Source organism: Ligilactobacillus aviarius subsp. aviarius DSM 20655 (genome assembly GCF_001436315.1).
Classification (GTDB): domain Bacteria; phylum Bacillota; class Bacilli; order Lactobacillales; family Lactobacillaceae; genus Ligilactobacillus; species Ligilactobacillus aviarius.
Genome location: NZ_AYZA01000019.1, coordinates 192,300 through 204,506 on the forward strand (window position 1 = coordinate 192,300; position 12,207 = coordinate 204,506).

At 33.7% G+C, this 12,207-nt stretch carries 15 protein-coding genes; 12 read left to right on the top strand and 3 right to left on the bottom strand.

Annotated elements, in window-relative coordinates:
* Positions 1-165 precede the first annotated feature (165 nt).
* The 9 genes from FC33_RS04695 to FC33_RS04725 all read left to right on the top strand — a co-directional run bounded on the left by FC33_RS04695 (position 166) and on the right by FC33_RS04725 (position 5,980).
* Complete coding sequence (locus FC33_RS04695) at positions 166-366, top strand: helix-turn-helix domain-containing protein (RefSeq protein WP_057827462.1); 201 nt, start codon at positions 166-168, stop codon at positions 364-366.
* Between the two features lie 134 nt (positions 367-500).
* Positions 501-668, top strand: a complete 168-nt coding sequence (locus tag FC33_RS08295; RefSeq protein ID WP_155519394.1) for a hypothetical protein — start codon at positions 501-503, stop codon at positions 666-668.
* An 87-nt stretch (positions 669-755) separates the two neighbouring features.
* Positions 756-1,259: a YbhB/YbcL family Raf kinase inhibitor-like protein gene (locus FC33_RS04700; protein WP_057827463.1), complete on the top strand. Its 504-nt coding sequence runs from the start codon at positions 756-758 to the stop codon at positions 1,257-1,259.
* A gap of 149 nt (positions 1,260-1,408) precedes the next feature.
* Positions 1,409-2,521 carry an ATP-binding protein gene (locus FC33_RS04705; RefSeq protein WP_057827464.1) on the top strand — a complete coding sequence of 371 codons (1,113 nt, stop codon included), beginning with the start codon at positions 1,409-1,411 and terminating at the stop codon, positions 2,519-2,521.
* Between the two features lie 159 nt (positions 2,522-2,680).
* Positions 2,681-3,454 (top strand): ABC transporter permease family protein, encoded by a 774-nt coding sequence (locus tag FC33_RS04710; RefSeq protein WP_057827465.1) that lies wholly within the window; start codon positions 2,681-2,683, stop codon positions 3,452-3,454.
* Positions 3,451-4,290 carry an ABC transporter permease family protein gene (locus FC33_RS04715; RefSeq protein ID WP_057827466.1) on the top strand — a complete coding sequence of 280 codons (840 nt, stop codon included), beginning with the start codon at positions 3,451-3,453 and terminating at the stop codon, positions 4,288-4,290. Before FC33_RS04710 ends, FC33_RS04715 begins: the two co-directional genes overlap by 4 nt.
* A gap of 26 nt (positions 4,291-4,316) precedes the next feature.
* Positions 4,317-4,907 (top strand): ABC transporter ATP-binding protein, encoded by a 591-nt coding sequence (locus FC33_RS04720; protein WP_235803891.1) that lies wholly within the window; start codon positions 4,317-4,319, stop codon positions 4,905-4,907.
* Positions 4,907-5,200 carry an ATP-binding protein DrrA1-3 family domain-containing protein gene (locus tag FC33_RS08460; RefSeq protein WP_235803892.1) on the top strand — a complete coding sequence of 98 codons (294 nt, stop codon included), beginning with the start codon at positions 4,907-4,909 and terminating at the stop codon, positions 5,198-5,200. Before FC33_RS04720 ends, FC33_RS08460 begins: the two co-directional genes overlap by 1 nt.
* 24 nt (positions 5,201-5,224) lie before the next feature.
* On the top strand, positions 5,225-5,980 hold the full coding sequence (locus tag FC33_RS04725) for a response regulator transcription factor (RefSeq protein WP_057827467.1): 756 nt from the start codon (positions 5,225-5,227) through the stop codon (positions 5,978-5,980).
* A 79-nt stretch (positions 5,981-6,059) separates the two neighbouring features.
* Here the strand turns inward: FC33_RS04725 and FC33_RS04730 are convergent, their stop codons facing one another.
* From FC33_RS04730 to FC33_RS04740, 3 genes are all read right to left on the bottom strand, one after another.
* Positions 6,060-6,971, bottom strand: coding sequence for a DMT family transporter (locus tag FC33_RS04730; RefSeq protein WP_057827468.1), 912 nt, complete (start codon positions 6,969-6,971; stop codon positions 6,060-6,062).
* 53 nt (positions 6,972-7,024) lie between these two features.
* Positions 7,025-7,255, bottom strand: coding sequence for a hypothetical protein (locus FC33_RS04735; RefSeq protein WP_057827469.1), 231 nt, complete (start codon positions 7,253-7,255; stop codon positions 7,025-7,027).
* A 67-nt stretch (positions 7,256-7,322) separates the two neighbouring features.
* Positions 7,323-8,945: an APC family permease gene (locus FC33_RS04740; protein WP_057827547.1), complete on the bottom strand. Its 1,623-nt coding sequence runs from the start codon at positions 8,943-8,945 to the stop codon at positions 7,323-7,325.
* A gap of 234 nt (positions 8,946-9,179) precedes the next feature.
* Between FC33_RS04740 and FC33_RS04745 the strand changes: the two genes are divergently transcribed.
* From FC33_RS04745 to FC33_RS04755, 3 genes are all read left to right on the top strand, one after another.
* Complete coding sequence (locus FC33_RS04745; RefSeq protein WP_057827470.1) at positions 9,180-9,863, top strand: winged helix-turn-helix domain-containing protein; 684 nt, start codon at positions 9,180-9,182, stop codon at positions 9,861-9,863.
* Positions 9,864-9,988: 125 nt separating this feature from the next.
* Complete coding sequence (locus FC33_RS04750; RefSeq protein WP_057827471.1) at positions 9,989-10,675, top strand: PepSY domain-containing protein; 687 nt, start codon at positions 9,989-9,991, stop codon at positions 10,673-10,675.
* Between the two features lie 205 nt (positions 10,676-10,880).
* Positions 10,881-12,023 (top strand): MFS transporter, encoded by a 1,143-nt coding sequence (locus FC33_RS04755; RefSeq protein ID WP_057827472.1) that lies wholly within the window; start codon positions 10,881-10,883, stop codon positions 12,021-12,023.
* The last annotated feature ends 184 nt before the right edge of the window (positions 12,024-12,207 follow it).

Here is a 12,207-nt window from a genome sequence, read left to right on the forward strand (position 1 = left end):
CATATTATTTATGAATGGTTGTTCATAATAAAATTCGTATAGAAATTATAATAATATATTTTGACGCAATTTAAAAAAATCGATACAATGAAAGTGTGAATAGGAGATCGGTGATGATAGCAAAGAACTACAAAGCAATCTCAAAAAGAAAGGCGATGTAGGAGGATGCAGTTAGGAAAAAACCTGAAAATTGCTCGTCAAAATTCGGGATACACCCAAGAAGAAGTGTCAAATATCTTATTTGTTTCCCAACAAACGATTTCAAATTGGGAAAAGGAGATCAGCACTCCGAGTGTAAGTGACTTGGTCAAAATCAGTAATTTGTATCAAGTCTCAGTCGACACGCTTTTGAAGGATCAATTGTAGTGCACATCAAAATTGTATCCAAAATATTTTCTATTAATTGGCGACTTTTTATGGCAAAATAAAGAAAAGGGTTAAGCGAATTGGAGAATGAATCAGGGAGATTTGGGGAATTTTAATTAGAAAGAGTGATTGAAATGTGGTTAATGGTCGGATGTCAGTCAGGAAAAGTATATTTGAAAGCGTCAACAAAAGCTGAGCTTAACCAGCTTGCAATTACCAAGTACAAGCGGACAGACAATGCAACAACCCGTTTCCGTCAAGAATTGTATCCGGAACCGATGCGTTATATGAAAAAAGCATAATAATCAAAGAATCGTGCAGTCCGCACGGTTCTTTTTTGTCCGTGATGTTATAATAATGACAGAGTTTAAAAGAAATAGGGTGAAAAAATGAAAGTTAATGTTCCATTAGATCACGGCTTTTTGCCTGACAAATATGCAAAGAAAGCAGCGCCCGAATTCCAATTGAAAGATCATCCAATTGTTTCTTTCCCAATTGATATTCAGGATGCACCTGCTGGCACCCAGACCTTTGCGTTAACGTTAGTTGACTTTGATGCGATTCCAGTTTGCGGATTTGCATGGATTCACTGGACAGCAGCTAATATCCCAGTTGAATTAAATCATTTACCTGAAAATGCTAGTCGTGAATTGCATGACTTTATTCAGGGAAACAATAGTGCTGCCGGTTACCTTGTTGGCGGCGATCAAACAATTAGTCGCAACTATCTTGGACTGCGGCCACCAGAAGGCGTTCACAACTATACATTGACCGTTTATGCCCTCGATACCGAACTTCCACTGGAAAATGGCTACTGGATGAATGAACTGTTAGATGCTATGAAGGGGCATGTTTTGGAAAAGGTAAAGGTTGAATTACCTTATGGGGAGTAATTTGAATTAAAGAATTAAGATGGATGTCTTAGTTCTCTTTTTTTTGCAAAAAATGCAAAAAATGCAAAATCAAAATTTTATGCAAAAAATGCAAAATTTGCAAAAAATGCAAAAAGTAAATAAAATAATTAGTAGAAAGGATGAGGACATTGGCAGATCGATCACCATTTAACCCTAACTTTGGAAAAGTCCCGCGTTTATTTCTTGATCGGGAAAATATTATTGATGACTATATTGATGAACTGACAAATTCCGGTGATCACATTGATACTCCATATCAAACAACGATGATCTACGGTGTTCGGGGTTCTGGGAAGACATCAATGTTAACGGATATCATCAATCGTGTAAAACAACTAGATGATTGGATCGTAGTTGACCTATTAAATAACCGGTCGATCATTGATAATTTAATTGAAAGTATCCAAATGCAGTCAAAACTTAATTTGTCAAAACTGATTCAAAAGATTAATGATATTAAAATCAAAAACTTTGAAATCAAATTGAATAGTCAAAATACGCATCAGATGCAATTGTTGCTTGGAATTTTTGAAAAACTTAGTCAGCAAGGAAAGAAAGTTTTGATTACAATTGATGAAGTTTCATCGACTCCTGAAATGCGTGATTTAGCAATGATGTATCAACTATTAATTCGGCAAAACTTCGGAATTGCGATGATCATGACCGGTTTGCCTGAAAATGTTTCGGAATTAAAACATAATAAGGTATTAACGTTTTTACTTCGAAGTAGTCAACTTGAATTATCTTTTCTGCAAGGCCGATCAATTGAAGACGCATTTCGAACGAATTTTGAAAAGGGAAGTCGCCAAATTTCAGATTCAACGGCTGTTAAACTAACCCAAATGACAAAAGGGTATGCCTATGCGTTTCAATTACTTGGATATTTGATTTGGAAAAAAACGAACCCCGGCGACTCGATTGATGAGAAAGTAATTGATCAGGTGATCGATGATTACCAACAAAAGCTTTTTGATAATGCCTACGCGTTGATTTATCAGAAACTGACAGCAGTTGATAAACAATTTTTGAAAGCAATGGCGCAAAATAATACCGATGAAGTTAAACTGGCCTTTATTGCTGATCAGACAGGCAAGCCATCAAACTATTGGTCGACGTATCGAAAGCGGCTTGTCCGAAGCCAAATTATCAAAAATGGTTCATATGGATTTGTTTCGTTTAAGTTGCCGTTCTTTAAAGAGTTTTTACTTGAAGAAGAAAGTTTTGAAAAATACGATTTTTAAAAAGAAGCTGAGACTAATGTTTTGGCTTCTTTTTGTTTATCTACGGAAATGATTTATTTTTTAACGTTTATGCGGATTTTGGTTGTAGTAAGAATGATTAGGATAGAATACGAATATTAAACAGTCATTTAACTAAAAGAAAAGTAGCAGGTTGTTAATATGAAAATATTTTATACTTCTTCTTACATTGTTAAAAAGAACACATCCAAGCCATTGTTTTGGACAGTGTTTATTTGGCCAATTACTTTATTGATGGGATTAGAAGTGATTATAACGGAAAAGGATATCCAAACATTTGGATTAATTATGAAAGAAGGATTGTTTAGCATTGGAATTCCATTATATGCATTGATTGCAGTTGTGTTCTTTTCACAAATGGTCGCAAGAGAATTTTATATCGGAAAATCGGAAAGAGTATTGGAATTTTTGATAGCAATGAGTAACAATAAAACACAATTCTATGGTCGCTTATTAGGTACAAGTATGATTGTATTGATATCAAATTTGTTTTATGTTGCCATAATAGTGATCTTTAAGGAAAAATTATCCCAGATTGGCAAACTATTACGTCAATTTAGTTTTCTGGATACTAAACGATTTTTGGAATTTTTAATAGCTTTATCTTTGTTTAGCATATTTGTAATTTTATTTTCTGTTTTGGTCGGAATTGAAACCCGCGACGTTTCAAAAATTAGTCAACATTTAGGAAGTGTATATTTATTGATCGTTTCCGCGCCAATCATTAATTTGATTTCGAATGATTTTATTCAAAAGAAAGTGTTGTTATATGTTCCTTTTTTTAACATTCCAGGTATTGATTTACAAACTAGTTTAACAGATATCCTAATCATATTTGGAACAAATATTTTTACACTTATATTTTTTGTAATTGGATTGCAAAAGTTATTTAAAAAGAGAGTTGAAGTTCAATGAATAAAACATTAATTGTAGCTAGGCATACTTTTATAACTAATTTTGCGACTAAGTGGTTTTTAGTGACAACATTGATCCCGATATTTACTGAGTTTTTTATATTACATTCGAATAGAATGTTTAATTCTTTTCTTTTATTTACGAATCACTTAAATCCTAGAAATGTAATTGCTTTAATTATTCCCGTTATCGCCGCATATTTTTGCATTTTATACTCATCAATTATTGCAAATGAAGTTGTGAATGATCGAACAACTCGAATAAACGAGCTATTATTCGCGATGTCGAGTGCGCGAATTCAATTGATTGGAAAGATTGTTGGTTTATACGTATTGCTGATTATTCAATTAGCAATGCTAACAGTTGCAACCATTTTTTTAACAGAATGGCAAAGAAATCTTTTTCTATATGTTCCAACAATATTCGATGCAATATATTTTACTTTTAATATTTTATTTGCAACTTTCTTTGGGTTAATATGGACGGTTCAAATTGCTGTATGTATCGATGATAATACTCAAACCGCTCTTGCAGTTATTCCGGTTACCTTAATATATCTTCAGGCGGCAGGTTTAGCATTTTCGTTTGCACTTATTCCTGGGAAAATGAGCTTAGGAATTGCAAGGATAGTTCTAGACTGTGTTGGAATCATTCCAGGAATTGGTTCAATTCTAATGCCTGTTTTATACTATGCTCAAAATTTTTCCTTAATTGAGGTTATTGTTTCGGTAATTGGTGAAATTTTGATTGGTAAATTTTTATATAAAAGAGCAATAAAAAAGTATTCTGTAAAAGCACTGGATCATAGTAACAAAAAAACAAATAAATGGATCTAATTTAAAAGAGATGGGAGATATATTTTATGATTGAACTTAAGCACGTAAGTCGTAATTTTAATGATAAAACAGCAGTGGATGATTTAAATTTTAAATTATTTCCGGGAGAAACATTAGGAATCATTGGGCAAAACGGTGCTGGGAAATCAACGACTTTTAGAATGATCATGGGCTTTATTGCGCCATCTAAAGGTCATATATTAGTAGACAATAAATTGATTGATGAAAAAGTAAGAAGAAATTTTGGGTTCATGCCCGAAGAACGTGGATTATATCAAAATGAGACTATAATCAATCAAATGATTTATTTCGGAGAATTACATGGAATGAGCCACTTTGATCTAAGGATAAATTTAAGAAAATGGATGAAAAAATTAGCTATTGTCGGCAATTTTAATGATAAAATAAAGGATTTATCGAAAGGAAATGCTCAAAAAGTTCAATTAATAGCTGTTCTTATGTTTGAGCCCAAATTAATTATTTTAGATGAGCCTTTTTCAGGCCTTGATCCAGTAAATGCTGAGTTATTAAACAATGCGATTTTAGAATTAAAAAGAAAAGGTTCAATGATTGTATTTTCAAGTCATAGCATGGATAATGTAGAAAAAGTTTCCTAATGCTGAAACACGGAGAAACTGTTTTAAATGGTGAGATAAAAGATATTTACAAAGATTTTATTAGGGAATATCTTACAATTAATGGAATTAAAAATATAGATTTTTTCAAAAAATACAACGGTGTTTCTGACATTCAACAAATGAAAAATGGAAATATAAAAATGAAATTGGTCAACGAACAAGTAGGAAAAGTAATTTTTAGAGATATTGTTAAAGAATATGGTTATATCCCATTATTCAATCAATCATATCCTTCGTTAGAGGAAATCTTTAAAAGAAAAGCTATTGATTAATCAGATACATTAAGGGGAAATACTATGTTACTTGTTTTGCTTTGTGAAGATAAACCGATTCAACTAAAAGAATACTGTACGATTATTCAGAATCATATCATGATAAATGAATTCAATAGTAAGTTACAAATCGCAACGTCTAATCCAATCGATATCATTGATTTCTTAACAAGAGAAGCTATTGAAATCTTTGATAAGAATATTTTAGTATTTATTGATATTGATTTAAAAAATGAAATTACAGGCCTTGAGCTTGGAAAGTGGGTTCGAACTTCTTTTCCGCTTGCCCAAATTGTGTTTATTACCACTGACATAAAATATCTGTTCTTGGCAGTTGAAGCACGAATTTCTCCGCTTGATTATATTGTTCAAAATCATTCGAATTACAATATAAAAGGCCGAATTGAAGAAGATCTTCGATATGCGTATGACTATTATTTACAATGTTTAAATTTAAAAAAAGAATTATTCAAATTTAAACTAGGGCATGAAATCAAAATTTTGCCATTAAATGATATTCTTGCAATCGAGGCTTCGACTAATCCTCACAAAGTAATCTTATCTACTCTTAGCGAAAAAATAGAATTCTCAAGTAGCAGTAAAGATATTCATCGGCAACACATAAAGCTATTAAAAATTAACCGTGGAATCCTAGTTAATCCTGAAAATATTATTCATTTTAATGTAAGTAAAAGATTGGTTACATTAACTAATTCATGCAGATATGAAGTTTCATTTCGCCATATAAAAGATGTTAAAAGGGCAATTAAAGCTCCTTGATTAAAGGTAAAATAAAAGGGCTAAGTTCTCTTTAAAATGAAACTTAGTCCTTAATTTGTTAGATTATAACTTTTAAATTTTATTTCTTCGGTTGATAATTCAATCCAATCACCGCAATAATAATCAAAATCGAGCCAATAATTTCGGCAACACTAAGCGTTAATCCCATCAAAATAACCGAGCCAAAGGTGGCAGTAATTGGTTCAAAGGCATCCAGTAAACTCATAATTGTCGGGTTGACGTATTTCAAGGCTACCGAGAATAACAAGAACGGAATGATTGTTCCGATTAAAATTACACCAATGATTTCAATAAAGTTTATGGGCATTAAATTTACTTTTGGAACTACCGGATAAATGATCGATAACGCAATTCCAGCAATCAAAATTCCCCAACCGGTGACCGTAAGCGCGTCATATTTTTGAAGTAACTGGCGAGGACTAACAGTCGTTGTCATTACTCCGACAGCTGATAAGATTCCAAAAAGCAAAACTGCTGGTGTAATTGCAAGATGGGTAAATTTTCCGTTTGTCGCAACCGTTGCAACTCCAATAAAAGCAACGACCGCGCTGATGATTTCGATTCGGCGTGGAAGTTGATGATGAACCAACGCCATGTAAAGCATTACAAAAAATGGGCCGACAAATTGAAGAATCGTCGCAATCGACGCGTTGCCGTAATTTACCGTAATAAAATAAAACAGTTGATCAGGAATCATTCCAATCACGCCGTAAACCAAAAGTTGCAGGACCGCATGCCAGTCGCGAAAGACGGCAAAAGGGTGACAATCGCAAAGCGCAGCTAACAACACCATGATTCCTCCAGCACAAATCATTCGGATCTGAGTAAGAAACACGGGGGTCATTTGCGGAACTTCAAACAAAAACTTAGCAATGATTCCTGACAATCCCCAAAAGATCGAAGCGACCGCGCCAAAAACGATCCATCGGCGCTGATTATTAACTTGCAATCCAATTCTCCTTCTTTCCATAAAGAAAGCCGTGACGTTCAGCCACAGCTCATTCTCTTTCCACTTACGAAATTTTATTCAAAATCATCTTCAGTTGCAGTGATTTTTACAATTTTCAATCCTAAGCGATTAGCTAATTGAACTGGGTACCAACTATCATCTTTATCACCGTCAAAGTCCATAAATGGTTTGGCATCCATCCAAAAATCACTGTAAGTTACTTTTTCGTGGCCTTCTTCACCACTGACTGAACTAACGTAACCTTTTTCTTCACTTTTAAGTACGAATACACTATCTAAATTCATGGTTAAAATCTCCTTTACTACCTTTATTGTAAAAGATAATTCGTTAATATCCAAGAATTTTCATGTACTATTTTTCAGCAGTATATTCCTTTTTTCCAATCAAAATAATTAAGATAATTCCAACAAGGGTAAGAGCACCAATGTACCACCAGCGCATTGCAAGGTGGGTTCCGCCAAGATAGAAGCTGCCGATCATTGCAACTAGCAAGACACTGATCATTCCGATCCATTGCGGCTTCGTGAAGGCTTCGCCAATTGAACTGCGTTGTTCGCGTCGCGTTACGTATGGCATGATCGCACCTAAGCCAATCAAAACGATGATTGCGATGATATTGATTGCCAATTCATACCACCATGTTCCTGAGAATTGACTGACATCTTGCGGAGCAATTCCTAAAATCGTAGCAACTGCAGTAACAATCAACATCCACCAGCCAACTGCTAATGCAAATTTGCGGTTTTTAATAAAGACATATTCTGATGGAAATTGATCTTCTTTTTGACGAATTTTAATAAATGCATAGAAAATCCAGCATGTAACCCCTGGAGAAACGATGCCGTTAAGATTCAGCAACCAGTTGAAGATATCATTCATATCAGGAAGGAAAATTCCTAGTCCAATAATAAAGGCACTTAAAACGCAGGTCAAGATATAACCGTTGATCGGCAAACCATTGGCATTTGTTTTCCGTAAGAACTTCGGCATGTATTTTGAACCGGTGTCGGAAATCAAGATCCGTGTCATTGCATCCAATAAAACAGCTAACAAAGCACACATGTAAAAGACTTCCGTCCATGCAAAGCAATACATGAAAAAGTTTCCGACATGGAATTGACGGCCAAGCGCTTGGAATGCGTAGTACGAACCATTCATCTTAAGATCATTTGGCAAATGGTGAGCATTAAAGAATACTCCAAGTGAAAACGAACCAAAGATCGTTAAAAAGGCTGTCATCACGGCTAACATAATCATTGCTTTAGGAAAGTCGGACTTCGGCTTTTTCATGCGGGTTACAAACGGAGCAACCAGTTCTGCACCATTCATGGCATAAATCAACATTCCGATTGTTGCGAAATATTTAAAATTAAAAGTTGGAAGAATTGCATGTAAGTTAAATGGTTGAGTTGCAATATGCCGGCCCTCAGCTAAGGCGCCAAACGTCATAATTACAAAGAGAACCGTCATTCCAAACATTGCAACCCCGCCAATCGTACTTAAAACTTCAAGGGAGTTTTTAAAGCGTGATTGAATAAAAATAAAAATTACAAAAACTAATAAACTTAATAATGCAAATTTGGCGTTTGAAAGATGATTTTCAAGGGAATCACTGCCATTAAAACACCATCCAAGCCCAACAACAACTGAATTTGCCGTATCAACAACGTATGGAATCGACGCAGCCCAGTAAGTCCACGCAGTAAAGTAACCGAGGAATTCACCACTCGTTCCGCGGACCCATGAACTTAAACCGCCACCTTCTTTACTGAATGCCGATCCTAACTGACCGACCATTAATGAGTAGGGAATTACATAAACAAATAACATAATTACCCAACTCGAAATTACACTTAATCCTTGATTTTGAAAGTTATAAATCAAGTCATCAAAGCCAATGACGGTTACAAAATCCATTAACGCCAACACTGGCCAGGTAATATATGATTTCTTCGATTGATTAACATCCTCCATCATATTTGAATTCGCTCCTTTAATTTAAAGTATCAAATTAATTCTACCTTAAATTTGAAACAAAGAGAATAAAAAATTGATTTCACCGGCGATTTTGAAAAGTTTTCTTTATCAAAATCGAATATAAACTTCAGAATATTTTAAAAATAATTCTTATTTTAGTCTTTTTTTTCATTGATATCTTTTGGTATCATTAGTTATAAAGTGAAAATATATAATAAAGGGTGTTGCTGAATGACAAAGAAAGAAATTTTACTTGTCACCAACAAAAAAGGATTAAGCGACTCATTAGTTTCAGTATCAACTGATTTAGAGGTTTTATGGACTGGGGATCATGAACAAGCAATTGCAATTTATCAACGTGAACGTAATACCATTCAAGCAGTGATCATTGACTGGGATGATCCGGCAATTAACGCTGCCGATGTGATTGAACAAATTCAACATGAAAGTAATGTTCCGGTAATTGCAATGGTCAGCAAGGAGAACGTTGACGCCGTAGTTGGCAATCCTGCCGTTAATGACTACGTAACGAAACCATTTGGAACAGAAGAGCTATTAGCACGGACACAAGTTGTGATTCGACGGAATAAGACTAAGACAACGGTTAATGACAGTATTTATCGAATTCAGGATTTAACTTTGAATTTAAAAACTAGTCAAGTATATCGGAATGGTGAAAGTATCCGGTTAACTCACCGCGAATTTCAAATGTTACTGCTTTTGTTTGAACACCAAGGTGATGTTCTTTCACGGGAAATGCTTTTAGATCAGATTTGGGGTAAAGATTTTAAGGGACAACAAAATATCGTTGACGTATATGTCCGGCTACTGCGGCAAAAGATTCATGACGATGACAGGTCAAATCGGCTTATTCGAACAATTCGCGGTGTGGGATATGGACTAGCTACCAAGTAATTTGGTACTTTCACATATTTTTCTTAAATATCAAAAATCTTTCATAAAAAAACTAAGACTTAGTAACTGATTAACCTAATTATCCTTCTATAATTTTATTCGTTAAGTTATGGGAGGTAATTCGAATGAAGAAAAATAATAAGTTAGTTCTTTTAGGCGCTGCATTAACAATGACTGCAGGCTTAAGCATGGTAAGTGCAAGTGTTAATGCTGATCAAGTAATTAATGCAGGTCAATATACTGAAAGTGCACAACAATTACAACAAATCTTTACAAACAAGAACAAGAACTTCTCATTAAAGGAAGTTTCTGTTGAAAATCATAACGATAACAAGCAAGAACCAGTATATGAATTAGAAGGATTCAATGCTAAGAAGACTCAAAGTGCAAAGATGGTCGTTAACGCTGAAAAGACAAACGAAGTCATCAAGAACAAGACAAAGAAGATGTCTTCAAGCGATAAAAAAGACGCAAATGCATTAAACGTTAATGATGTAAAGAAGAGTCCAGTTGACGCAATCAACTTGGCTAAGAAGTACGCTAACGTAACCGGCAACCCAACATCATGGAAACTTGAAATGACAAAGGTTAACGGTAACGAAACACCAGTTTATGAAATTGAATTTAATGGTACAGCAACCGCCGCAAGCTCATCTTCAACTTCATCAGCTAAGAGCTCAAGCGTTAAGAGTACAAAAGCCAAGAAGAGTTCAAAGGCTTCATCAAAGAAAGCCATCAAGAACGCCAAGAAAGTTACCGTTAAGTTAAATGCAACAAATGGTAACAAGATTGCCGTTGAAAATGACGACTAATTATTATCACTAAAGGTTAAATTTATACGATTTAAGAAGCTATGGCTATTACGGCCGTAGCTTTTTTAGTACTTAGAAAATTAATTTCCAGTAAATTAGTATCTTTTCATATTTGATTAATGTAAAATTAAACTAAGTTTTTTAATAAAATTAGTCATTTGTTGCTTTAATTTTAGATAAATCCGAGCATTAAAAAGGAGAATAAATGAAGAAAAGGCTATTAGCATCGCGCGTATTTAACGATACGGGGGATTGGTTTTATTATTTTGTGATTGTTGTTATTATTTATACAATGTCGAGGAACCCGATCACGATGGGAATATTATCAGCTTCCTACACTTTACCAGGAATCTTGGTTAGTAAAAAATTAGCGAATATTATTAATAAGCTAAATGACCGAACATCTTTAATTATGTTTGATTTATTAAGAGTTATTGTCTTAATAGGAATTGTTCTTACGAGTAATGTATGGGTTGCACTAATCTGTGTATTCTTGGAACAAGTTTTTGCGATTGGAAGTAATCTATCTTTCCAAAGAGTAACCGTGGATGTAGTCCAAGATAAAGAGGAACTTTTAAAGTTCAACCGTCAGCTTAAAGCGTTTTCTAATATAAGTCGCTTGTTAGTTATTCCGTCCTATTTATTGCTACACCGGTTTGTTTCTAATAAGTCCGTTTTAGGATTAGATATTTTATTTACAATAGTTTCGCTTTTTGAAACTTTTAGAATTGAAACTACACATTATAAATCTTCAGTGGAAGACATAGGACCGTTAGAACTGAAAAAATTTCATTTTGGAAAAATAACAAAAATGATTTTGGCTTTTTCATTATTGAATGTTTTTAGATCATTTGTCGATGCTTACGGAATTATGTATATTGGCAAAATATCGAAAAACGTTAGTATAGGCTATACAGCACTTGTTTTTATACTAAGTATTGCTGATTTGTTGGGAAGTCTTATGTCCAAAAACGTCATTAAAATCGAAAACCTTAGTCAAAATAAAATATTAATTTGGTCATTTACTAGTATTTTGGTGTTGTTTACTATTCCTTCAGTGATCCATAATGTGTGTTGTTTTATTATAACAATCTTTTTGATTCGACTCGTATTATCGATTTTAGAGCTTTTTGCACTTTATAATATGCAATCGAGCGTGCCAGAAAAGATCCACCAGTATACTGCTTTGCAAACGATGGCAGTTGATGGTGTATCACTTGTAAATTCAATTGCAGGTGGATTTGTTATTCAGAAAATTGACATATTTAATTATATGAAAATAGTTATTTTAACCGTTTTGATTTTGGAAATCATAATAAAAAATATCAATACCTCAAACGCCACTTAAAAACTTTTAACGCAGATGCGGAAATTAATAGCTTGATTATCGTTGGATAATTTAATTAAAAAACAAAAATATAGTGAATACGGAGAACTTACTTGTCTTTCATTTTCACTATATTTTTTATTTTCATTTTTTACGAACCATTTTTAATAAATTAAGTAGTAAATCCGTAATAACTATAAATGTT

Excerpts from the sequence above, each read along its gene's own strand:
- FC33_RS04695 (WP_057827462.1), top strand. The coding sequence starts at position 166 with ATGCAGTTAGGAAAAAACCTGAAAATTGCTCGTCAAAATTCGGGATAC.
- FC33_RS08295 (WP_155519394.1), top strand. The coding sequence starts at position 501 with ATGTGGTTAATGGTCGGATGTCAGTCAGGAAAAGTATATTTGAAAGCG.
- FC33_RS04700 (WP_057827463.1), top strand. The coding sequence starts at position 756 with ATGAAAGTTAATGTTCCATTAGATCACGGCTTTTTGCCTGACAAATAT.
- FC33_RS04710 (WP_057827465.1), top strand. The coding sequence starts at position 2,681 with ATGAAAATATTTTATACTTCTTCTTACATTGTTAAAAAGAACACATCC.
- FC33_RS04715 (WP_057827466.1), top strand. The coding sequence starts at position 3,451 with ATGAATAAAACATTAATTGTAGCTAGGCATACTTTTATAACTAATTTT.
- FC33_RS04720 (WP_235803891.1), top strand. The coding sequence starts at position 4,317 with ATGATTGAACTTAAGCACGTAAGTCGTAATTTTAATGATAAAACAGCA.
- FC33_RS08460 (WP_235803892.1), top strand. The coding sequence starts at position 4,907 with ATGCTGAAACACGGAGAAACTGTTTTAAATGGTGAGATAAAAGATATT.
- FC33_RS04725 (WP_057827467.1), top strand. The coding sequence starts at position 5,225 with ATGTTACTTGTTTTGCTTTGTGAAGATAAACCGATTCAACTAAAAGAA.
- FC33_RS04730 (WP_057827468.1), bottom strand. The coding sequence starts at position 6,971 with ATGGAAAGAAGGAGAATTGGATTGCAAGTTAATAATCAGCGCCGATGG.
- FC33_RS04735 (WP_057827469.1), bottom strand. The coding sequence starts at position 7,255 with ATGAATTTAGATAGTGTATTCGTACTTAAAAGTGAAGAAAAAGGTTAC.
- FC33_RS04740 (WP_057827547.1), bottom strand. The coding sequence starts at position 8,945 with ATGGAGGATGTTAATCAATCGAAGAAATCATATATTACCTGGCCAGTG.
- FC33_RS04745 (WP_057827470.1), top strand. The coding sequence starts at position 9,180 with ATGACAAAGAAAGAAATTTTACTTGTCACCAACAAAAAAGGATTAAGC.
- FC33_RS04750 (WP_057827471.1), top strand. The coding sequence starts at position 9,989 with ATGAAGAAAAATAATAAGTTAGTTCTTTTAGGCGCTGCATTAACAATG.
- FC33_RS04755 (WP_057827472.1), top strand. The coding sequence starts at position 10,881 with ATGAAGAAAAGGCTATTAGCATCGCGCGTATTTAACGATACGGGGGAT.